The following is a 23694-nucleotide window of genomic DNA, read 5'->3' on the forward strand; positions in this document are numbered from 1 at the left end:
TTTACTATTTATATGTCGTCGTATGACTAACGCGCCGAGACCGCGTATCGCTGCGCCCCTCGCCGCGGACAAAACCAACCCAGGCTGATCGATAGATGCCCTTCCGAGCGACGCTTCACGAGCACTCCCCGCCGCGCCTGCGAGCGCCGCCGCGGCGAGCGCTCGCGTGCGATGCGCGATGTCGCCCGGCATGCGGCAACGCCAAGCCCCCACCCCGTCAAGAATAAAAACAACCCACCATCGAGATCCGTCTCGCTGAGCTGGAACACGTCTAGATAGTTAGTCTTCTTAAATAAAAAGGATGACCCCATGCTTTACCGAGTCACCGTCATAACCTGCCTGGCCGCGCTGCTCGCGGCATGCGGCAGCGGAGATAATGCGCCGGCCGCATCGAACGCGAGCACCACCCCGCCGGCAACGACCACGCCCGCCGCCTTCAAGGTCGGCACCACGACCAGCGACGCCGATCTGCCCGCGGCGCCGCAACTGCCGACCGACGCCCAGGTCTGCAGCACGCTCGAAGCCAGCAACAACCTCGTGAGCCAGCCGAGCGGCGCGCTCGGACCTGAAGCCGACAATGGCACTACGTCGGCGATCCTGAATCCGGACCAGGCACGCATCCAGGCCGCGCTCGACGCCTGCGGCGCCGCCGTGGACGCCGAAGTCGGCGCCAAGATCTACGCGGCCGACGCCGCGGCAGCCGCGTCGCAAACCGCGGCAGCAGTGCCGAACATCAACATCAAGGGCGCATCGGCGCAAACCCTCGCGGCTCCGCAGTATCGCGCGAGCAAGTTCGCGGTGCGCCTCGTCGTGTCGAGCACCGGCGCGGGCAACTCGTTCATCACGGGCCCGCTGACGCTGCCCTCGGGCGTGACGCTGTGGATCGACAACGGCGTGACCCTCTACGCGACGCGTGACGTGATGGCCTACTCGCCGAACGCGGCCGGACCGTACTGCGCGAACACCGCAGTCAGCTCGACCAAGGCAGGTAGCTCGGGCAACTGTGCGGCGCTGATCACCGGCAACTACATGGTGAACTCGGCGGTGGTCGGTGGCGGCACGATCGACGGCCGGGCGGCATCGGAAATCGTCAGCTCGAACCCGCTCTATCCGCTGATGCGCGTCGACCAGACCTGTACGAACACCTACGCCGCGTATGCGACGGGTACGCAGGCCGGGGACGGCATTCCCTGCGACGACGGCGGCACGTTCGTGGACTCGAAGGCTTCGGCGCGCCACATGACGTGGTGGGATCTCGCGTGGCTCGGCAACATGGTCGAGAACGGCACGACCGGTGTCGGCTCGCAGTCGAACTTCCGCATGATGGTGTTCAACTACGCGAAGAACCTGACGCTGTTCGGCATCACGCTGCACAACAGCGCGAACTTCCACGTCGTGCCGAGCGGTATCGACGGTTTCACGGTCTGGAATGTCAAGGTGCAGACGCCGTCGGCCTCGGCTTCGGCGAACCCGGCGGGCAACGGCAACCCGAACTATCTGGGCATGGTGCCGACCGTCGATACGGCGAAGAACACCGACGCGTTCGACCCGGGTTCGGCCTCGAAGGCAGCCACGCAGGCACCGGTGATCAGCAGCACCAAGTCGTCGACGGCAGGCAAGCTCGCGTTTGACGGTTACCTGAAGAACGTCGTGTTCGCGTACAACTACATCAGCACCGGCGACGACGACATTGCGATCAAAGGTTCCAACAACCCGAGCCCGGCCAATTCCGGCCTGTACGGCGTCGACGGCAATCGCGACGTCGCGACCGATCGCAAGTATGGTTTCGTCATCGCGCACAACCATATCTACGCGGGTCACGGCGTGTCGGTCGGCAGCGAGACCAATGCCGGCGTGACGAACGTCCAGGTGTACGACAACTCGTTCGATACTTCGGAACAGGCACTGCGCATCAAGTCCGACTGGGCGCGCGGCGGTCTCGTGACGAACATCAACTACAACAACATCTGTATCCGCAATAGCGGCCAGGCGCTGTTGTTCACGCCGTACTACAGCACGAAGCAACTGTCGAATCCGACTTCGCCGCTCTATCCGGACTTCCACGCCATCACGCTGTCGAACGTCCATATCATCGGTACGACGTCGGCGATCTTCGAGGGCTTCCAGGCGAACTCGGGCGGCATCACGCACGCGCAAATTCCGCTCGGCATGACGCTGAACAACGTGCTCGCCGACTCGCCGGAACTCGTGTCGGTCACCGCTTCGGATGCGAATCTGACGCTGAACAACGTGAACCTGCCGATCTTCGCGTCGACCGCGAACCGTGTCGTGCTGACCGGCTCCGCGTCGCAGCAGCTGAGCACCAAGGATGCGGTCGATTGCAGCGCGGCGTACGTCGACTTCCCGGCCATCGGCGATACGTCGACGAGCGGCCAGACGTGGTCGGGTTCTTCGCAGTAAGCATCAGACGGTCAGCGCCTCGCGCTGATGGCAACGGCGTGCGGCGGCGGTAAGCCGCACGCATCGAAGTAGACGTGTTTCATTCGACGGCCCGCGCGGAACAGTTCGCACGGGCCGTCTTCATTGGATGCGCCGGGTAGATGGCGCGTTCGGGGCGGCGGCCGCTGCCGAAGCGGCCGCTTTACGCGGTTTGTTCAGTCTTGCCGTTCTTGCCAAGGGCAAGCCGGCCATTCTTCGACAGCAACACCGCAACGGGTCGCGTCATTTCGAACTCGGAGAAAATGATCGCCACGCTGGCGGTGATCGGCACCGCGAGAAACGCGCCCGGCACCCCCCACAGCGCCGACCACACCGCCATGCTCGCGAGAATCGCGAACGGGCTCAGGTTCAGCGAGTTGCCCGTCAGATACGGATCGAGGATATTGCCGATCACGAAGTGAATCGCGGTCAGCGAGACCACCACGACGAGGATCGAATTCAGGTCGCCGAACTGCAGCACCGACATCAACACCGGAAACACGATCGCGAGCACCGAGCCGATGTACGGGACGTAGTTCAGCAGCGCGGTCAGGATCGCCCACAGCCCGGCGAACTCGAGGCCGACGCTGCGCATCGCGAGCCAGCAGATCGCACCCAGCAGCACGCCGAGAAACGTCTTCAGCGCGAGATACGCGCCGATGCGCCGGTTGATGTCGGTGACGACACCCCGGATGCGCGCCGCGTTGGTCGAATTAGCGGTCATGTTCGTGAGCTTTTCGCCGAACGTACTGCGCTCGACCAGCAGAAAGCTCGCATACAGCACGATCACGAACAGATCGATGATCACCGACGACAGCGACGCCAGCATGCCGGTCACCATCGACTGAATATTCAGCTGCGTGAGCATGTTCCGCCGCAGCGACTCCCAGGTCGGCTCGCTTTCGAGGTGCAGCAGCGTCGAGATCTTGTGGATCATCAGCAGGACCGAGTCCTGGTAGCGCGGCGCGAGCGCGACGAGCGCGTCGTAGTTCGCGACGAGCATGTCGACCGCGAAGAAGATCGCGGCCCCGATCAGGAACATCGAGAGTCCGTAGCGCACCTGCACCGGCAGCCGTGGTCCGATGAGCGGAATGCGTTGCAGCAGGCGCGTGAAGTCGACCACCACGTACACCGCGATCGCGCCGAACACGATCGGCACGAAAACCGCGCGGCCGATATACAGAACCCAGCCCACAATCAGCAACAGCACCACTACGCATACGGACGCTTGCAATCTGTCGGTCATTGGTCAGGACTCCACGAATCCGCAAACAGGTGCGCTCCGCGCCCGCCCCGAGGACGAGGCGATGGCCGCGCACGCGCCGCCGTACGATCCGCTTACACAGCAGCGCGCGCGATGGACAGCACTGATCTTCGCACAGAACGATGACAGCTCACATAAAAAGCGCGACAGATCGTTGCGTCGGCCAACCCCGGGCCGGCGCCTCGAAATGCGGGTTCAGAACGCCGCGTTGGCGACGTATTCGAGGTAGGAGCGGCAGTGGTGTGGGGGCAGCGGCCACCTCACTTCGCGCGAGCGCGGCTTCAACGCGGCGTGCGCGACTGCCCGATGCCCCCCGGCCGGCGCGGCACGATGCCCACGACGGCGCGCGGCGCCGCGTTCGCAACCAGAATCATCGACGCGCCGGCGAGACCGCTCGACACATGCTTCAACGCATGGCCGGCGATCACGTGATGCGTCAGTTCCCATATCTGCCAGTCGAGGCTTTCGAAAATCTTCGCGACCCCGTAGAAGACGATCACGAGCGTCCACGCGACCAGGCCGTCCACCTTGCGCGTGAGCGTCATGCCGACGATCAGCATGAGCCCGCCGAACTGCAGGATCGCGTAAGGCCACAGACTGTTGAACAGGAGCCAATAGCCGACGGTGGCGGGCGACACGACCACCATGATCAGCATCTGCGCCCAGCCGACCCGTTGTCCGCTCCACGACGTCCATAGCATGGCGAGGATGCCGGCGAATACGATCGTCATGGGCAAACGGTCCCAGACGAGCGTCGCGTCGTTCGGCGCCATGTGGTAGTAAGCCGAGCCGAACGCCGTGAAGAGCAGACCGAACGCGGCGACGACCATGCCGGGAAATTGCGCGGGCTGGTTCGACGCATGCCGCAGAACCCAGCCGAGACTGAGCAGACCGGCGATCAGAATGACGACGTTCGACAGCACGTCGGACGCATTGTGCAGTTGCCCGAGCGAGCGTTGATCGGCGAAGTGATGATACGAGGCCGGCTGGGCGAGCGGCCAGATCATCTGCAGCGCGGTGCCCACCACGAACAGCAGCACGCTAGCAAGCAGCAAGCGGGAAATCTTCACGTTGCTCGACTCCAGAGTGGGCGGCACGCTCGAAGGCGCCATGCCCGTATCATCGGACAAAGCGCTTTGCGCAACAAGGGCGTCTGGCGGCACACCGATGGGGACACGCTCATAGTATTCTTCTCAACCAGTGCAAGTTGACTGCAAGCCAACGGAAGACCAGGACTCCATGCAAGCGCAGACACACCACCCGTCGTTCCCGCCTCGTCGATTTGCCGGCTCGCTGTGCGCGCTGCTCTGCGCAAGCCTGCTCGCCGGCTGCGCAGGGTTGCCGTCGCTCGAGGATCGCAAGGAGTCGCAGGCATTGTCGCCGGCGGTGGCCGCCACCACGGATCTCGGTCGCGCGGTCGCACCCGAGCTTGCCGCGCACCCGGGGTTCGCGGGGATTTATCCGCTGGCGGATGCGCATGTCGCGTTCGCCGCGCGCATGGACCTGATCCGTTCCGCTCAACGCACGCTCGACATCCAGTACTACATCTGGCGCGACGACCTGACCGGCACGCTGCTGCTCGAACAGATCCACGAGGCGGCGGACCGTGGCGTGCGGGTGCGCCTGCTGCTCGACGATCTCGGTATCGCTTCCGCGCTCGACCCGACGCTCGCGGCGCTCGATGCGCATCCGAACATCGAGGTGCGTCTGTTCAATCCGTTCGTCGTGCGCAGCCCGAAGTTCCTCGGTTTCGTGACCGACTTTTCGCGCGCCAACCGGCGCATGCACAACAAATCCCTGACCGCCGACGCCACCGCGACGATTCTCGGCGGCCGCAACATCGGCGACGAGTACTTCGATGCCACCGACGGCGTCGTCTTCGCCGACCTCGACGTGCTCGCGGTCGGGCCGGCCGCGGCCGACGTCTCGCGCGATTTCGACCGCTACTGGGCGAGCGCGTCGGCGTTTCCGGTCGAGAAGATCTTGCCGCACGAAAGCGTCGATGAGCTGGCCGAGCTGGAGCGTCGGGCGCAGGCGATCGAGCAGGATCCCGCGGCCGCGGACTATAAGGAAGCGCTACGCGGTCCGCGCGTCGTGCAGAACCTGCTCGACGACAAGCTGCCACTCGACTGGGCCAAAACGAAGCTGGTCAGCGATGACCCGGCGAAGGGCTTGAACGAAGCGCCACCGGAAGGGCTGATTGTTCACCAGCTACGCGAGGTGGTGGGCCAACCGACCCACTCGCTCGACCTCGTCTCGCCGTATTTCGTGCCGGCGAGCACGGGCACGCAGTATCTGAGCGGGCTCGCGGCCCAGGGCGTCGATGTGCGCGTGTTGACCAACGCGCTCGAAGCGACCGACGTCGTCGCCGTCCACTCGGGCTATATCAGGCGGCGCACCGAGTTGCTGCAAAACGGTGTGCACCTGTACGAATTGCGGCGCGTGGCGGGTGTCCCGTACAAGAAAGAACAGTCGCCGGGTCCGTTCGGCAGCTCAGGGTCGAGCCTCCACGCGAAGACTTTCATCGTGGACTCGGAACGGGTTTTCGTCGGTTCATTCAACTTCGATCCGCGTTCCGCGCATCTGAATACCGAGCTTGGCCTCGTGATCGACAGCCCCGATCTCGCGACGCGCGTCGATCAAAAGTTCCTCGCGCTGCTGCCTAAAGTCGCGTACTCGGTGCATCTCGACGAAAACGGCAAGCTGTACTGGATCGAGACCAACGGCGACGTCGAAACCCGCCACGACACCGAACCGAATGCGACCTGGTACGCACGGCTCGGCGTGTGGATGCTGTCGGTCATGCCGATCGAGTCGTTACTTTAGGGCCTGTTCAGAACCGCCGCATATCGCGATCGCGCAATGGATCGGGCGAGCGCTGCGTTTCGCGCAACACGCCATTGGTATCGAACGCGAAATTGAACAGCATGTGGTGGATGTTGTTTTCGATGTAGCGATACGACCAGACTTCGCGTTGCGAGAGGCGGAAAAACTGCGTTTGCGCGGGACGGCCGAAATTGATCAGCACATCGTTGCGCGTCCATTTGCCGATTTCTGCGCGGTTGAATTCGCTGAGCTGCAAGACCTGGCGCACGCTCACGATCTTGCCTGAAGCGTCGATATCAGCGGCGACGGTGGTCGAGCCCATCGGCTGGGTCGGCCACATCAGCCGGCGGCCGCCTCCGGGCAGGTCGTAGACTTCGCGCGGCTGACCCATTCGGGCGATGATCGCCGCTTGATCCTGGCCGGCCTGGAATTGTTGCCACGGTTGTACGCAAGCGGCGAGCATCAACGCCGTCAGGCAGGTGAGCGCGGCGCGGCGCCCACCTGACGACACGCGCGCGGTCCGCGCGGCAGAACCCGGAACGTGGGCGAGGTGGGTCAGCATAAATTCCTCCCGTTACGTTCGATCGCGCAAGCGCCACGGCGAGACGGACGGCGCGCCCTCGCGCGTGGCAGCAATCCGCTACTTGCCGCTTACTGCACGAGCTTGGCGCGCAGTCGGGCGTGCTCGTCCGCGGAAATGGAACCGGACGCTTTCAGCTTGTCGAGCTTTTCGAGTTCGTCGGCGACACTGAAGCCCACCACGCTGCGCAGATCTTCGCGCGCCTGCTTGGCCCGCTCCTGATTGCGTTCCGCCATACCGCGATGCTGCGTGAGCAGATACGCGAAGATGCCGATATACGGCAGGATGATCAGGAAGATCACCCACAGAACCTTGCCCCAACCGGACACATCATGGCGGCGGAACAGGTCGCCCGACACCGTGATCAGCAGCCAGAACCACAGAATAAAGATGAAGATGGAGAAAACGTCGGCCAGAAAATTCGGGAATGTGAATCCATCATTAAAGAAAAGCATTGTTGTTCTCCAGTCATTCCGGTTGCAATTGAAAGGCTTAACGGATTCCGACCTCGGGTTGCCCGCTATGGATGGCGCATGGGATCAGCGCGGCAACGCTGAAATCTACCACGACAGCGTGTCCCTCACTTAACGCGACGCACATTCATGATGCGGACCTTTTTGCCTTTATAGCTTATCTCGATAGAGTAACGCGAGCAATTTTTAAGGATTCCGTTCGAATGAAAATTGTCGTTGCTGCGGCGATCACGCCGCGTGGCATTGAATATGCATGAGTGGACGCAAGGTCAAAGAACGAACGCTTCCGCGGCGCAGTAGCAGTTCACTTTCGTAAGCAAATCTGAATAAATCCGCGGCCTGCGCGTCGGTGACGCCGGAGGAGCGCGCGCTATGAGGCCGCGGATATGACACGAAGGTGACGAAGCCGTTGTCGCTCTCGCGACTGCGGGCGGTCGTCGCGGAGGCTGCTGGATTGGCGCCCAGAGCGTCACCGACGGCCAAGGCCATGAAAATCGAAGCTATGAACACTGCTCCAACGGCCGCAGATAACCAGGCGAACCGACTTACGAGTAAAGCGACCTGGTGGGACACAGGCGTGCGGATACCGCTCCATGCGTGACGACACGAATACACAGGGTAATCGGGCAATGCACGGCTGAAAGCTGTTGGACTTAATGTTTGCGGGAGTTCAATTGACCGCGAGAATCCAATAGTTACCACTGAGATTCAATGAGAACTGACGGGTAGCCGCCAGTCCGCCCCCGCCAACGCGAAGGACTACACCAGGCAGGACGACTGAAACACGAGTGCGTCGGCAGGCGCCGCGGCCGGATCGGCCACCTCGATCGTCATATGCGTGAGTGCGCTTTTCGATGCAAACGCATCGAGCCACTCCCGCGCGAGACGCGGCAGCACGTGCTGTTCGATAAAGCCGATCAGAAGACGCGCGCCCGTCTCCTGCACCAGGCAGCGCCCGACGATGTAGTCGACCACCTCCTGCGCATAACTCAGCACGATGCGGTTGTTGTCCGCCATACGCCGAACGACCCGATCGAGATGCAAGCTCACGATCCGTGCAAGCGAATCCGGACCCAACGGACGATACGGCACCACCGTCATGCGCCCGAGGAACGCCGCCGGAAACGCCTTCAGCAACTCGGGCGCAAGCGCCGAACGCAGGCCATCCATGTCCGGCGCAAGCATTTCGTCCGCGCACAGGTTCGCGTTGAGATCGGAGCCGACATTACTGGTCATCAGGATGGTCGTATTGCGGAAATCGATATAGCGCCCGTCGCCGTCTTCCATGTAGCCCTTGTCGAGCACCTGGTAGAACATTTCGTGCACATCGCCGTGCGCTTTTTCGATCTCGTCGAGCAGTACAACCGAGTACGGACGTCGGCGCACCGCTTCCGTCAGCACGCCGCCCTCGCCGTAACCGACATAGCCAGGCGGCGCCCCTTTCAGACCCGACACCGTATGCGCCTCCTGGTACTCGCTCATGTTGATCGTGATCAGGTTCTGCTCGCCGCCATAGAGCGCCTCCGCCAGGGCCAGGGCGGTTTCCGTCTTGCCGACGCCGGACGGTCCCGCGAGCAGGAACACGCCAAGCGGCTTGCGCGGGTCCGCGAGGCCGGCACGCGCCGTTTGTACGCGCTCGCCAATCTGCTGCAATGCGTCGTGCTGGCCGATCACGCGCGCTGCAAGCGTAGCAGGCAGCATCTGAACGGCGCTGACCTCGTCGGTGACCATGCGTCCGACCGGAATACCGGTCCAGTCGGCGACGATTTCCGCAACGATCGCTTCGCCAACTTCCGGGAACACGAGCGGGGTGCCCGCCTGCAGGTTCGATAACGTCCGCTCCAGTTCGCGCAGGGTCTCCAGCGAGCTCGCAGCGCTGTCCGCCCCATCGGCTCGAGGTCCGGCATCGGCGTTGCGCTCGCTCACCACCTCGCGTGCGCTCGCGAGCGCTTTCGCCGCATCTGACTGCGCCTGCCACGCGGCTTCGATGGCACGTTCTTCGAGCGTGAGCGTCGCGATGGTCGCATTGACGTCGGCCAGTGCCGACTCGCTGCCAAGGCCGATGCGCGCCTCATTGTCGAGCAGCTCGGCTTCGACGCGCGCGGCTTGCAACCGCTCGCGAATCCGCTGCAATTCTCGCGGCGGCGCATGCTGCGATAGCGCAACCCGCGCGCAGGCAGTATCGAGCAGGCTGATCGCCTTGTCCGGCAACTGGCGCGACGGAATATAGCGATGCGACAGTGTCACTGCCGCCCGAATCGCCTCGTCGAGAACCACGACGCCATGATGGCGCGCGAGTGTACGCGCGAGCCCGCGCACCATGTCTATCGCAGACGGTTCCTCGGGCTCGGCGATCTGCAGCACCTGGAAGCGCCGCGTGAGCGCAGGGTCTTTCTCGATGTGCCGCTTGTACTCGGCCCATGTGGTCGCGCCGATGGTGCGCAGCGTGCCGCGGGCGAGCGCCGGCTTCAGCAGATTCGCCGCGTCGCCGGTGCCAGCCTGACCGCCCGCGCCGATCAGCGTGTGAATCTCGTCGACGAACAGCACGATCGGCGCTAGCGACTTCGCCGCCTCCTCGAGCACGGACTTCAGCCGAGCCTCGAACTCGCCCTTCATGCTCGCGCCGGCCAGCAGCGCACCGACGTCGAGGCTCAACAGCCGTACGTCGGCGAGCTTCGGCGGTACTTCGCCGGCCGCGATCGCGCGCGCGAGTCCTTCGACGACCGCCGTCTTGCCGACCCCGGCGTCGCCGGTCAGACGAACAACGCTTTGACCTTTGTCGTCCGACTCGACATGCCACTTCAGTTGAGCGCGCTGTGCGGTTGGGTCATCGAGCAACGACGCGGGCCGGTAGAACATCTTGATACGCGTACGGAACGCGAGCTGGATCATGTTCCGCTCATCGGCATCCTTAGGCTTCGGCGGAATTTCCAGAACATTCAGCCAATAGACGGATTCACGATCCGTCGGCATATCGCCGCCCGCGAACATGATGCGCAAAGCCTGCCCTCTGTGAGGTTCGACTCGAAATACCGACGGCAGCAGCGTAAATGGCACCTTGATTTCATTCGGTGCAGCCGCAGCATCGCCGTCGTCCAACCATGCTTGAACCAGGACAGGACGACTATCAACGTTGTTCAAGCGAACATTCACTTCACGGTTTTTCGCCGGGTAAATAACTCGTGTACCAGTAATGGTGATAGCAGCTTGTGCGGCAAACGAGACCACACTGCAGGCGACCGCCGCGGCCAACAAAATAGGGAACTTCATCGAAGAAATGCGCTCCTCCACGCAACAGGTAAGCGGAACGCCACTTCGGGTTGCTTTCGAGCTAGAAGAGCAACCCGATGCCATTCGGCTTAGATTGGCTTACTGGTATGCCAGCGTATAGCGAACAACAGCCGTCACGTAACCGGCCTCGGTTTTGTCCGTTGCGTAGTACTGGCCGCCGTAGGTCATCGTTGCGGTGCCGTCGCCCGCGACAGTAAAGAACGTACCCGTGCTACCCAGCAGAATCGGCGTCGTGCCATCGCTGTCAAGCAATTGCACTTCGACATTCTTAGCCGGCGAAGTGACTGCCTGGTTGATGGCGTTACGCGTGCTCGGGTTCATGTTCGTAGTCTCGAAATGCGCCGCGACACTAGCCAGGGATGCCGGGCACTCCGATACCGAAATATCGAACATCTTCGAGCCGTTGGCTTGGCCAGCTGCAGCCAGCGACTGCGTAGACAGGGTCGGCAATGTGACCGTCTTGTTCTCATCACCCGCGTTGATCACACAGGTTTCGTCGTACAGTTCGCCGTTGAACGTTACTTGGCCAGTACCCGGTGCAGATTGAGCGAAAACCATCGGCGCGACGGACAGGCCCATCAGGGCGATCATGAGTTGCGTGACTTGCTTTTTCATTAAATTCCTCTTAGTGCCATTTGAAAACTTCAAACCCTTGTCAAGCCGGGGGCTTCCAGCGATCGTCAAGGCAGAGGAATGATCTCATCGAAGCGAATCACTGTTAATGGGCCGACGCCCAAAATGAAAGTACACGTGATCAGTCGAGAAGAAGAAAGGACCAGCAAAGAGAGAAAGACAGACGCGGCCCGTGAAGGGCGGCAATTGTTACGAGCATGACCATTCGCGAACGATCGTGACGAGTTCGACGTCGTTTCTGGCACCGAGCTTCTTCATGCCAGCGTTCTTCTGATTGCTAACGGTCTTGCGACTGCGATTGAGTCGCTCGGCGATCGCCCCGATCGACATCCCATCGCAAATCATCCGCACGACTGTCAATTCTTTTTCAGATAGTGAATCGAGAGAAGATCCGCCTTCCGCTGCGCACCCGGGTGTGGACAGTATCCTGTTCGCAATGGAATCAGGCAGAAAGACTCTCTTATTTTTTGCGACACGAACGGCGGTAACAAGACCGACAAAACCCTCGGGCCCCTTACCGACGAAGCCTGCCGCCCCCGCATTGAGCGCGGACGAGATGATGTGCGTCGAGGAATGTGCGCTGAGAAAGACAACGCTTACGGCGGGAGCGACACGTCGGATCCGGTCAAGAAGGTTGAGTCCATCGGCATACGGATCACCTTCGAATTCATAATCGCAGACGAGAACGTCAACGGGTACGTCAACCAGAAGCTGGAGCAACCTGCCAATACTTTCGCTTTTGAAGCAGACCTGGATATCAGGATGACGCTGAAGAAGATGGTCGACGCCGAGGAGGATGAAGGGGTGATCGTCCGCAATACCCACTCTGATTCTGCTCACTCAAACTCCATAGCAACACTGGTGAAAACCTTTTTCGTACAAAAACACCAACAACCCTCAAACCCAACATGGCTTTTGGCGCATAGCTCGAAGTCCTGGCGCCCGCTAATGAGCAGGACGTATTCAATGCACTACGCTGCTGCCCCTGATGAAAGCAGATAACGTGCAGAACCCATCACGTCGGCGTAGCAATCGGTGGGATCTGAATTGCATACATCAAAAATGTCTTAACTATTCCCCGGGCCGATTTGGCCTTAAAGAAGTTGAGTATTCTTATTTTTATTAAATCAATAAGAATTCAACAGGGACGTCGTGCGTTTTTAGGAACCAAACAATTCTTCCCATGCGACGTAGCGTGGATCAACAATGAATGGGAAGGAATTGCGCAACGCATTCGTCAGCGAGGAACTCAAACATCCTCACGTAGGACTGTGGCAGATTGTAGGAAAGGTCAAAAAGGAAAGAAGTCAGCAAAGTCCGATATGTCTCGTCTGAGCATCTGGGCACTTTGATCAAGGTAACCTCCGTACCCGCTTGCAAGCGCCGCGTACGTCGGCCGCGTCGCGAGGAGGGGGCATTTTCCAGGTGACCAGGCTGCACGGGTCGCGTGCACACCTCACGGAGAGTCGCAATCTCGTCCTCCAGTCAAGATCTGGTCCCGTCGGACGCGTCGCAGTTCCTCATCGGCGCCCCCAGCACGGCCCGGCCTGGTCTGACCGGACCGAGCGCCGACAGATAGGTGGCGGACATCGCCATCATGTCCATTGCGACAACCGAATTTGCGCCACGCCCGATAGGAATCAAATTACGAGGCGTGAGCAAGCCCGCACTAGCGGGCCATTCAAACCGACAACCGTTAATTGCTGCCCCGCGTGCTGAATTCCTTGCGCACCGCGACGCGGCTCGTCACCGACTGAACACCGGGTACGCCCTTCGCAATATTGGTGGCGAGATCGACCTGCTCCGCGCTCGGCACACTGCCCGTCAAAGTCACGACGCCGTTGTTCGCGCGCACCGTGATGTTGCTCGAGCGCAAGCCCTGACTTCGCGCGCCTCTAAATGCGCGCCGTACGTCCCGCACGAGCTGCTTGTTGGCTGCCTTGGATTCAGCTGCGGTTGGCGAAGAGCCCGCCGCAGCCTGTACCGCCGGGACTGATCCGCCGGCCTGCGGTTGCGCTTGCGCGTTCAGGCAAGCGAACACGACCGCGCTCGCACCAAGCAGCTTCAATAATTTTTTTGCGTTCATTTCGTTCTCCTGTTGTCTTTTAGCCGGATCACATCGACGATGATTCCGGCGGTTAATCGGTAATGCGCTCGTCGAATACGATCAGCGCGCCGAGACTGACCAGACCGCACGCGCTCATGTACCAGACCGGCGCATAGGGGCTGCCCGTCGCGCCAATCAGCCACGTCACCACGAACGGCGCGAAGCCGCCAAACAGCGTCACGCCGACGCTATAGATAATCCCGAGCGAACGCCCACGCATCTCGCGCGGAAATCCTTCGAGCAACAGCAGGAAGCCAGCCGGATTTCCGAGCACCCACAGGCTGATCAGGAGCGCCACGGCCGCAAGAATCGACGGCAGCACCGGCACGTGCAACATCAGCGCGAAGGCCGGATAGAGCGCCAGCACGCTCGCGATGCCCGTTGCGAACAGCAACGGTTTGCGTGACTTCAACCGGTCGGTCAGCTTGCCGCAGAACGGCGACGCAACGGTCAGAATGAGTCCCGCGAGACCACTCGGCAAGAACGCCGCCGCTCCCGACACATGCGCGAAGCGCGTCAACCACGCCGGCAGATAAAACACGAGGATGTACATCGACGACGTACCGCCGATCATCAGCAGCGTGCCAAGCACGATGCGGCGCACGTCGTAGCGCGCTCGCGTGACCACGGTCGCGCCCTCGGGCGAGTCACTCATCGCATGCAGCGTCTCATGCAGATGGCTGCGTATATACAGCCCGACCGGGCCGATCAGCAGACCCAGCAGAAACGGCACACGCCAGCCCCAGCTTTCGAGCGCGGCAGGCGTCAACGCGTGAGTCAATAGCATCCCGCACAGCGCGCCGGCCAGCGCCGAGGCGCCCTGGCTCGCGAGCTGCCAGCTCACCAGATAGCCGCGCGTACCCGGCGTGGCCGATTCCATCAGGAACGTCGTCGATGCGCCCACTTCGCCGCCCGCCGAGAATCCCTGAATCAGCCGGCCAGCGACGATCAGCAGCGGCGCCCCCACGCCAATTTGCGCGTAGGTCGGTGCGAGACCGATGATCGCCGTGCCGAGCGCCATCATCAGAATGGTCAGCGTCATCGCGGCCTTGCGGCCGCGCCGGTCCGCATACGCGCCGATCACGACGCCACCGATCGGTCTGACCACGAAGCCCGCGCCGAACGTCGCGAACGACAGCAGCAGCGGCCCATGCAAGCCGCCCACCGGAAAGAACAGCTTGCCGATCAGCGCCGCGAAAAAACTGTAGACGGTGAAGTCGAAAAACTCGAGCGCATTGCCGAGCGAGGTCGCGAGAATGACCCGGCGACGCGTGGCCGCACGCGGCACGTCGCGCGATGCAACAGTCGACGCTGCCTTCGACACGACGACATCGGGCAGCGGTGCAACGGATGAGCTGGTGGTCTTCATGCGTGGGACTCATCAGAGACGAAGGAACGAGCGAGCAACACAGCTGGCGGGCGGCGCCGCGCGCGCGCCGACCGCCATGCCTCGACTCAGAACAGGTGATAGATGCCGAGCGACGCCGTCATCGGCGTCGTGCCAAGTTCGGGCGAGGCCGTACCCGGCTGCAGCGGCAACGGATTGCTGTTCAGGATCACGCTCGAAATCCCGTAGTTGCGGATAAAGCCCGCGCGCGCATACAGCGACGTACGCTTCGACAGCGAATAGTCATAGCCGAGCATCACGCCGAGCGCCGAGTCCTTGGCCGGATCGCCGGCGCTGTCGCGCACGCCCGAGGTGTCGCGATAAACCACCGACGCGCGCACCGCATGGCGTCCCCACGGCACCGTCGCGCCGAGGATGTAGGAGCGCGCGATGCCGTTGCCTTCGAGCTTCGGCGCCACCTGTGTGAACGCGGCCGACAGCACGTAGCTGCCGACGTCGTAGATCGCGGAGGCGCCGTAGATGTCGTTGCGCACGGTTTGCACGCCGGCCGAGGTCTCGACCGGCGAGCTCCATACACGGTTATACGCACCCGAGAGATACCACGTGCCGTTCGTCCACGACGCGACCACGCCCTGGTTCGACGCGTTCGGCGACACGCCAGCCTGATTGTTGAACGCGTACAGGAACGTTGCGCCGAAGCCCATGATGCGCGGCGTGGTCCACGTCGCCGCGTTGTTCGCACGCACCAGCACCTGGCTCGAGCCGGGCCCGAGGTCCGCGTTGTAGCCGATCCCCTTCGGCGTCTGCACCGCACCGCCGGCGAGCCACGCGACGACCGAGTTCGTCGCGACTTCGCCGAACGGGTCGACGACTAGCGGCAGGTTCGCGGTCGGCTGCAAGCCGAAGCGCACCACGCCCCACGTCGCCGAGTTCAGGCCGACCCACGCGGCGCGATCGAATAGCGTGTTGCTGGTGCCGAACGATCCATTGTTCGCCATGAAGCCGTTTTCAAGGTTGAATTCCGCCTTCAGGCCGCCGCCGAGATCTTCGCGGCCGAACAACCCGAATTGCGACGTATGCACGCCGCCGCTCTGTGTTTGCCACTTCGAGGTGCCGCTGACGCTCTGGAAGTTCAGGCCCATGTCGACGGCGCCGTACAACTGAACGCCGTTCTGCTGGACCGCGCTTTCCATCGACGGCCACGCGGACAACCATTGCTGCAAATACGAGTCGGCCCAGGCCGCGTGAGACATCAGCGCCACGGCCGCGGCGCAAACGGTCTTTTTATATTTCATGTGAATCCCCGATATGGACGAAGTCTGGCCACCGGCCCGGCAGCAGGCCGGGTCGGCGAAACGCGAATCAAGCGAAGTTCAGGCTGTGAGGTATTGCTCGACGAGGGTGGCCCAGTAGGCGACGCCGATCGGCAGCGCCTGGTCGTTGAAGTCGTAGCCAGGGTTATGGATCATGCAGCTGCCATGACCCTCGTGGCCGTTGCCGAGCGCGACGTAGCAGCCCGGCACTTTCTCGAGCATCCAAGAGAAATCCTCGCCGCCCATCATGCCCGGCGGCAGCGGCAGGATGTTCTGCGCGCCGACCACCGCGGCGACCGCTTCGCGGGCGCGCGCGGTTTCCAGGGCGGTATTCATCAGCACACGCGTGACCCGCTGATAGTCGATCTGCGCACTCACGCCGAAGCTGGCGGCCTGACTCTCGACGATTTCGCGCAGCCGGGTTTCGATCAGGTCCTGGACCTCGGTGCTGAGCGTGCGCACCGTCATCAGAATCGTCGCCGTGTTCGGCACGACGTTGTGCGCCGTGCCGGCCTGGATCGCGCCGACGGTCAGCACCGCGGCGTCGGCCGGCGGCACGTTGCGCGCGATGATCGTCTGCAACGCCATCACGATGCTCGCGGCGGCGACCACGGGATCGCGGCCCAGATGCGGCATCGCGGCGTGCATGCCCTTGCCGGTCAGCGTGACCGTCACGAGATCGGCCGATGCGGCCATCGCACCCTCCTGCACGATGAACATACCGACCGGCACGCCCGGCGCGTTATGCAGCGCGTACACCGAATCGCACGGAAAGCGCTCGAACAGACCCTCTTCCATCATGCGCGCGGCGCCGCCCTGCCCCTCCTCGGCCGGCTGGAAAATCAGGTTCAAGGTGCCGTTGAAGCGGCGCGTTTGCGCGAAGTAATGCGCGGCGGCCAGCAGGATCGCCGTATGGCCGTCGTGACCGCATGCATGCATCTTGCCGTGCACCTTGCTCGCGTACGGCAGACCGGTATCCTCGATGATCGGCAGCGCGTCCATGTCCGCGCGAATGCCGATCGCGCGGGTGCCATCGCCGAGCTTCAGACGGCCGACCACCCCTGTGCCGCCGATGCCCTCGGTGACTTCATAACCCCAGGCCTTGAGTTTTTCGGCGACGAGCCGGCTCGTTTCGACTTCTTCGAATCCCAGTTCCGGGTGCGAATGAATGCGCCGGCGCAATTCGACGAACTCTGCCGCCTGCTCCTGAATCGCGGGATCGATATTGATGTTGTGGGACAACGCCGTCTCCTCTGACAGACCCGTGTGACAAGCGCCTGATCAAGCACGGCGCGAATTGGGAGCCAGTCTACGAGAGCGGCGGCGAATAAAAACATGATAAAGTTTTATCCCAATAACCGTTAGTTATAGTATTTACCCTGAGGTAAGGTTAATGGCCATCAAGCTTCATCAACTGCGCGCGCTGGTTGCCGTCGCGGATCATGGCACGATCGTCGGCGCTTCGCGAGCGCTGTTCGTCAGCCAGCCGGCCGTTACCAAAGCCATCCGGGAATTGGAAACCGATATCGGCATGTCGTTATTCGGCCGCAGCGTGAATGGCGTCGCGCTCACTCGCGCGGGTGAATCGCTGTTGCGGCATGCGCGGTTGATCGTCGGCGAACTGGGGCGCGCCGAGCAGCAGATGGCGATGGAACGAGGCGCGCAGGAAGGCCGCGTGGCGGTCGGTGTCACGCCGCTCGCGGCACTCACGCTGCTGCCCGATGCCTACGCGCGGTTTCGCCAGCACATGCCGCATATCACGGTGGAATTTCTCGAGTTTCACGCGACGAAGCTGCAGGATCAGTTGCGCCAGGGTTCGCTCGATTTCGCGGTCGCCGCAGTCACGGAATCGTCCGCGGATTCGGCGATCGAATGTTCTGAACTCCTGAGCTATCCGTTGGCGTTCGCGGTGCGCGCGAACGGCGCGCTCGCCAGCGCCACCTCGCTCGCCGATCTGAGCGACGCCGAATGGGTGCACTCCGATACCACCGACGAATACCCGCAGTTCGTCACCGATCTGTTCAACCGTCACGGCCTGCCGGTGCCGCGCCGGATCACGCGCTGCACGTCGCAATCGCTGATGTACAGCCTCGCGCTCAGTATCGACGCGGTGATGGCCTGGGCTTCGCACACGCTCGAACTCGTCAACACGATCGGACACATGAAGCGGCTCGATTTCATCGAAACCACGCGCGCCGCGAGGCTTCATCTGATGCAGCGCGAAGGCGCGATTCACACGCGCCCGGCCGACTATTTCATCCGTTGCATTCGCGAGGCCGCGATCATGTGAGGCGTCGGCTTAGCTTCCCGGCACCATCCTGGCTTTGCATACGGCCTTTCCTGCATTCGGCGCACAGGCCGAACAGCACCAGTTGCCGCCCCGCCATTTCGAATTCGAATTGATCCGCAACGGCTCGCTGCCGCGCCTCGATCTGCTCGTCGAAGAACTCGCGGATACCGCCGCACGCGGTGCAGATGATGTGATCGTGAGGCTTGCCGTCGTTCAACTCATACACCATGCAGCCCTCGCCCAACGCGACGCTGCTCAACAAGTCGCTTTCGACGAGCAAGCCGAGCGCGCGGTACAAGGTGCCCAAACTCATGTTGCGCGTGTCGCCATTCAGACGCTTATAGACCTGCTCCGCACTGAAGTGCTCGTGCGGGTGCTGATGGAAAAACTCGAGCACGAGGACGCGGGGAAGCGTAGGCCGCAACCCGGCTCGCTCCAGAATTCGGTGCATGTTCATGGACGTGGTGGTGGCAACGCGGGACCAACGATAGAAGGTGAGTTGTCCGCGGTTGCCGGTCGATGCAAGGAAGTGTTCGCGACGGCCATTGCCGTGGCTCACAGGGCAATCGGCGCGAGGCCAGACTATGTGTGGCGGTTCCTTAAGGGAGCCTTAAGCCGAAAAATGATTGCGCGCGAGATCCACGAACGCGACTAGCGCGGCGAGCAGGACAACGATGAATAGCCAGCGTTCCCGCAGCGTAAACACCGGCCGTTTCCCCTTGCGTCGCTCGGCGAGGTAAAACCACGCGGTCGCCGCCGTATAAAGCACGGTGGACATCAGCAGATAGTGCAGGCCGCCCGCATACACGAGAAACAGTGCGTAGCCGCAACCCGCCAGCGCGAGCACGAAATCGACGCGCCGCGACCACGGCTGCCCCGCATACGATTCGCCGCTCGACGCGAGCCTCACCCCATAGCCGGCAACGAGCAGATACGGGATCAGGCTCATCGACGTCGTGAACTCCTTGGCCAGCGTAAATGCCTCTTTTGAAAACAGCGTCACGATCAGGAACCCCTGGATCACGAGGCTCGTCATCCACAACGCGGCGACCGGTACGTGGTTGCGGTTTTCTCGCGCCAGAAACGCGGGCATCGTGCGGCTCTGGCCCGCCGCGTGCAAAATTTCGGCGGCGAGCAGCGTCCACGCGAGATAGGAACCCAGCACCGATAGCAGCAGGCCGAGCTTGACCACGACCGCGCCCCAGGCGCCGACCGCGGCACTCAGCACGCCGGCCATCGACGGATTTTTCAGCGCGCCCAACTGCTCGAGCGGCAACACGCCATACGAGAGGAACGTGACGATGACCATCAACGCCAGCACGCAGAAAAAGCCGAGCACGGTCGCGACGCCGACATCGCGCCGCTCGCGCGCATGCCGGGAATAAACGCTCGCGCCTTCGACGCCGAGAAACACGAAGGCCGTACCCAACATCGTCTTGCGCACCTCCGCAAACAGACCTGCCGTCGATGGCTCGGGACTGGTCCACAGATTCGCGACGAACAGCTGCCACCTGAAGCTGGCTAGCACGAGCACCGCGAACAGCGCGAGCCCGAACAACTTGGCGACCGTCATCGACGCATTCACTATCGACGAACCCTTCACACCGCGCAGAATCAGAAAGTGGAACACCCAGATCATCACCGAGGAGCTGACGATCGCGCTCAGCGTATTGCCGGCGCCGAATGAAGGCACGACGATCGCGAGCGCGGATTTGATCAACACGAGATAGGCCACGTTGCCAAGGCAGCTGGCGCACCAGTACCCGAACGCCGACAGAAAACCCGTATAGCGTCCAAAGCCGACGCGGGCATACGTATAGACGCCGACGTCCAGCTCGGGTTTGCGCCATGCGAGCCGTTGAAAGATCAGCGCGAGTATCAGCATGCCGGAGCCGGTGATGGTCCAGCTGATCAACGATCCGACCACGCCGGTCGACTTGCCGAGCGCCTGCGGCAATGAAAATACGCCCACCCCGACCATCGAGCCGATTACCATCGCCATCAGGCCCGCTGCTGAAAGTCTGACGCGCTTGTCCATGCTGCGATCGCTCTCCCGCGAACACGTTCCGATCCGGCCGCCCTTGTGCGGCTACGATGATCGACCGCTCAGATGACAATCGTGCCGGTCGCGAGGCCAATCAACGCGGCAATCGCGCCGCAAGCCGCGACGGCAAAGATAACCCACTCGACTTTCGAAAACACCTGCAAACCGCGCTCGCGTTTGGCCACCACGTACAGCACCGTACCGGGGGCATAGAGCATCGCCGATAGCATCAGAAACTTCGGACCGCCCGCGAACAGCAGAAAGGCCGTGTACAGCGTCGCGAACATCGCGACGAAATACTCGGTGCGCAGCGCCCCGCTCAAGGTGCCGCCATCCTGGCCGCTATCGTGTCGCGCGGCCTTGATGCCGTAGGCGGCCACGAGAAAATAAGGAATCAGCGCCATCGAGCTGGTCAGGTTGAGCATCAGCGCGAACGCATCGGTCGACCAGTACGTGCTGATCACGAACATCTGCACGACGCTACTCGTGAGCCACACCGCGGCGACGGGCACCTTGTGCTCGTTCTGTCGCGTGAAGATGCGCGGCATGGTCTCGAGACGGGCGGCGGCGAACAGCACCTCGGCACAGATCAGCGACCACGCGAGATACGCGCCCAGGATCGAAATGATCAGACCGGCGCTGATGAACACGACGCCGAATGGGCCGAGCAGCGCGCCGAGCACCGCGGCCATCGACGGCTGGCGCATCACCGCGAGGTCGGCGCGCGGCAAGCTCGCGTAGGGCAGCAGCGTGACCAGCACCAGCAGACACAGCACCGCCACGAAGCCGGTGATCGTCGCCGCGCCGACGTCCGAGCGCTTTTTCGCGTAGCGCGAGTACACGCTCGCACCTTCGATGCCGACGAACACGAACACGGTGACGAGCATCGTCGCGCGCACCTGCGTGAAAAGACCCACGCCGATCTGATCGCTGCCTTCCCACAGATTCGCGCGGAACATGTCGGCGCGAAACAGCACGATCAGTATCACGATGAACAACACGATCGGAATCACCTTCGCGACCGTGACGATCGTGTTGATCATCGTGGCCTGCTGCACGCCACGCAGCATCACCAGATGAAACAGCCAGATGCCGACCGACGAGACAATGATCGCCGTCGCCGTATTGCCATCGCCGAATGCGGGAACGAAAGCGCCGAGCGTCGACTTGATCAGCACCCAGTACGACACATTGCCGAAACAGCCGGCCATCCAGTAGCCGAATGCCGATAGAAAGCCCAGGTAGTCGCCGAAGCCCGCTCGTGCATAGGCAAACACGCCGGCATCGAGCTCGGGCCGCCGCTGTGCAAGCGCCTGAAACACGCGCGCGAGGGCATACATGCCGATGCCCGCCACGGTCCATGCGATGACCGCGCCGAACGGTCCGGTCGCGCGCGCAAAATTGCGCGGCAACGAGAAAATCCCTGCGCCCACCATTGAGCCGACGACCATCGCGGTCAATGCGGGCAACGACAGTTTTGTCTCGAGCTGGGTTGCCATCGTCCACCCTTCAGAGAAGCTGCTTACTTCCAGAGAGGAACTCACGCGGGGCAGGCACGCTTACGTTGCGCCACTCCCGTTAGCCCTACCGACTGAAGCCACCGGCCTTTCGTGTAGCGGACTGTTCAATCGCTAGCGGAAGCTTCCGGCAGATCATCTTCATGTTCTATTGCTTGAGACGCCAGTACGCTTGCTACGCATCGATGCCATGCGGCGCGCATGCGATGTCAACCTTGACGGTCATCATAAGTGATTTTCAACGCCTTTCTCAACAGCGGGCGCATTCTCCATCGCCCGCGAGCGTCGCCATGCGGGTGTTCGTTGTCAAGATTGCGCGTTATCTCCGGAAAGGCAACCGGGACCTGAACATTGTCAGCTGTCCGAGCTTTCTTCGACAAGTTCGCTTATACCCGCGCGGTTATTGTGTCGCCCGCTGGGAACGGAATCGCCGCACTCGCGAACAGTGCGGAGCGACATTGTTGTCGGCAGTCGTACTTGTTGATTACGCAATGCAGATTCGAGGTGGATTCAATGCAAATACACCCGACGCTGAAGTCATGGAGAATGAACCGGTTTGAGCGTAGCTGCGACGAACTCGATAACCGCCTTCCTCGCCTCGGTCGCGGCCTTCTCGTTATATGCAAGGGTGGCACCGCGTTTGACGCAAGGGTCGTTGTACGAAAAAGGCTGTCGGGTGGCGGCATTGAAAAGTTGACCGTTTTCCCCCTCCTGCCACTGGCAATTCAGCGTCGCCTGCGCTTGTGGAAGCGTCATAGGAGTCTTGAATGCCCGCCCATCAAAAAGGTGGCCTGCCCCTTGATACTCAATAAACTGCACGTCCTTTCCTCTGGCCTTCAACCTCTGCACATAGGCGCGGCACGCCTCGATTGGAACGTAGTCATCCGCGGTTCCCTGAAACACCCGGACCGGCTGCGCGGATATGTCATCGTCGTCGCTATAGGAATAGTTACAGGATGGATAGAGCGCGACGTACGCAGCAAAGCGGGCTTCCGATGACAAAAGGTGCACCTTCTGAAACCGCATCATGCTGGCGTTGAGGGCGCTTTGACCGCCTCTGGAGAAGCCCATCAGCATCACGCGGCTAGAGTCGATTCGCGGATGCTTCGCCAGCAGCGCGAGCGCTCGGTAGGCGTCCTCGGTCTGGGCAAGTCGGCCAAGCTGTGACTGGTCATTGTTCGTGTTGACGATGCCGCGGCTCGTGAAGCTGTCGATAACGAACGTCGCGACGCCCATGGATAGGAATTCCTGCTCCCAGTCCGTGAGATATCCGCCTATCCCGCCGGAAGCATGGAGGAGGATGACGAGTGGGAATCGCTCGGTGCCTGCACGTGGCAGGCGCAGCTCACCGGCGATAGTCACTGGCTTGCCGTCTTCGCGTCCCGTCAGGAACTCCTGGTCCGTCAGCGTCAATGATTCAAACGGAATGACTTCCATCCTGGCCACCTGCGCCTCTGCCTCTCGAGAAAACGCTGAGGCCAGTATGCAGAATGCGAGAAGACCTCGCCGAAACCAGGCGCTGCACCATCCGGTCTTGGTCATGGCAGATTCCTCGATAACCTGTTGTCA

At 62.0% G+C, this 23694-nt stretch carries 17 protein-coding genes and 1 pseudogene; 3 read left to right on the plus strand and 15 right to left on the minus strand.

Going from position 1 to position 23694, the window contains the following annotated elements; all coding sequences use genetic code 11:
• The first annotated feature begins 309 nt into the window (after positions 1–309).
• A complete protein-coding gene (locus CI15_RS25910) occupies positions 310–2421 on the plus strand; it encodes a glycoside hydrolase family 28 protein (protein ID WP_062133168.1) in 2112 nt (703 codons plus the stop codon).
• 181 nt (positions 2422–2602) lie between these two features.
• Here CI15_RS25910 and CI15_RS25915 read toward each other — a convergent pair whose 3' ends face one another.
• Positions 2603–3685 (minus strand): AI-2E family transporter, encoded by a 1083-nt coding sequence (locus tag CI15_RS25915; protein WP_062133171.1) that lies wholly within the window; start codon positions 3683–3685, stop codon positions 2603–2605.
• 299 nt (positions 3686–3984) lie between these two features.
• Positions 3985–4773, minus strand: coding sequence for a hypothetical protein (locus tag CI15_RS25920; RefSeq protein WP_062134182.1), 789 nt, complete (start codon positions 4771–4773; stop codon positions 3985–3987).
• 169 nt (positions 4774–4942) lie between these two features.
• Between CI15_RS25920 and CI15_RS25925 the strand changes: the two genes are divergently transcribed.
• Positions 4943–6529: a phospholipase D family protein gene (locus CI15_RS25925; RefSeq protein ID WP_062133174.1), complete on the plus strand. Its 1587-nt coding sequence runs from the start codon at positions 4943–4945 to the stop codon at positions 6527–6529.
• A 7-nt stretch (positions 6530–6536) separates the two neighbouring features.
• Here CI15_RS25925 and CI15_RS25930 read toward each other — a convergent pair whose 3' ends face one another.
• The 9 genes and pseudogenes from CI15_RS25930 to CI15_RS25970 form a co-directional block, all read right to left on the minus strand.
• The gene (locus tag CI15_RS25930) at positions 6537–7091 is read right to left on the minus strand and encodes a hypothetical protein (RefSeq protein WP_082814303.1); all 555 of its coding nucleotides are present in this window, start codon (positions 7089–7091) and stop codon (positions 6537–6539) included.
• 89 nt (positions 7092–7180) lie between these two features.
• Positions 7181–7564 (minus strand): SHOCT domain-containing protein, encoded by a 384-nt coding sequence (locus tag CI15_RS25935; protein WP_062133177.1) that lies wholly within the window; start codon positions 7562–7564, stop codon positions 7181–7183.
• A gap of 777 nt (positions 7565–8341) precedes the next feature.
• Positions 8342–10771 (minus strand): annotated as a pseudogene (tssH, locus tag CI15_RS25940) (type VI secretion system ATPase TssH); the annotation flags it as partial.
• A gap of 180 nt (positions 10772–10951) precedes the next feature.
• Positions 10952–11488: a fimbrial protein gene (locus CI15_RS25945; RefSeq protein ID WP_062133180.1), complete on the minus strand. Its 537-nt coding sequence runs from the start codon at positions 11486–11488 to the stop codon at positions 10952–10954.
• 207 nt (positions 11489–11695) lie between these two features.
• The gene (locus tag CI15_RS25950) at positions 11696–12346 is read right to left on the minus strand and encodes a response regulator (protein WP_062133183.1); all 651 of its coding nucleotides are present in this window, start codon (positions 12344–12346) and stop codon (positions 11696–11698) included.
• A gap of 856 nt (positions 12347–13202) precedes the next feature.
• Positions 13203–13592 carry a BON domain-containing protein gene (locus CI15_RS25955; protein ID WP_062133185.1) on the minus strand — a complete coding sequence of 130 codons (390 nt, stop codon included), beginning with the start codon at positions 13590–13592 and terminating at the stop codon, positions 13203–13205.
• A gap of 52 nt (positions 13593–13644) precedes the next feature.
• Positions 13645–14982 (minus strand): MFS transporter, encoded by a 1338-nt coding sequence (locus CI15_RS25960; RefSeq protein WP_082814305.1) that lies wholly within the window; start codon positions 14980–14982, stop codon positions 13645–13647.
• 86 nt (positions 14983–15068) lie between these two features.
• Positions 15069–16256: a porin gene (locus tag CI15_RS25965; protein WP_062133188.1), complete on the minus strand. Its 1188-nt coding sequence runs from the start codon at positions 16254–16256 to the stop codon at positions 15069–15071.
• Positions 16257–16334: 78 nt separating this feature from the next.
• The gene (locus tag CI15_RS25970) at positions 16335–17516 is read right to left on the minus strand and encodes a M20 aminoacylase family protein (RefSeq protein ID WP_062133192.1); all 1182 of its coding nucleotides are present in this window, start codon (positions 17514–17516) and stop codon (positions 16335–16337) included.
• Between the two features lie 151 nt (positions 17517–17667).
• Between CI15_RS25970 and CI15_RS25975 the strand changes: the two genes are divergently transcribed.
• Positions 17668–18564 (plus strand): LysR substrate-binding domain-containing protein, encoded by an 897-nt coding sequence (locus CI15_RS25975; protein WP_062133195.1) that lies wholly within the window; start codon positions 17668–17670, stop codon positions 18562–18564.
• Here the strand turns inward: CI15_RS25975 and CI15_RS25980 are convergent.
• The 4 genes from CI15_RS25980 to CI15_RS25995 all read right to left on the minus strand — a co-directional run bounded on the left by CI15_RS25980 (position 18557) and on the right by CI15_RS25995 (position 23667).
• Positions 18557–19123 carry a Fur family transcriptional regulator gene (locus tag CI15_RS25980; protein ID WP_241495929.1) on the minus strand — a complete coding sequence of 189 codons (567 nt, stop codon included), beginning with the start codon at positions 19121–19123 and terminating at the stop codon, positions 18557–18559. The genes CI15_RS25975 and CI15_RS25980 overlap by 8 nt on opposite strands.
• Before the next feature lie 51 nt (positions 19124–19174).
• Complete coding sequence (locus CI15_RS25985) at positions 19175–20602, minus strand: basic amino acid/polyamine antiporter (protein ID WP_062133201.1); 1428 nt, start codon at positions 20600–20602, stop codon at positions 19175–19177.
• A gap of 68 nt (positions 20603–20670) precedes the next feature.
• Entirely contained in the window at positions 20671–22107 is a 1437-nt protein-coding gene (locus CI15_RS25990) for a basic amino acid/polyamine antiporter (RefSeq protein WP_062133204.1), read from the minus strand.
• A 555-nt stretch (positions 22108–22662) separates the two neighbouring features.
• Positions 22663–23667: a dienelactone hydrolase family protein gene (locus tag CI15_RS25995; protein ID WP_062133207.1), complete on the minus strand. Its 1005-nt coding sequence runs from the start codon at positions 23665–23667 to the stop codon at positions 22663–22665.
• Between the last annotated feature and the right edge of the window lie 27 nt (positions 23668–23694).

This window comes from Paraburkholderia monticola (genome assembly GCF_001580545.1).
GTDB lineage: Bacteria > Pseudomonadota > Gammaproteobacteria > Burkholderiales > Burkholderiaceae > Paraburkholderia > Paraburkholderia monticola.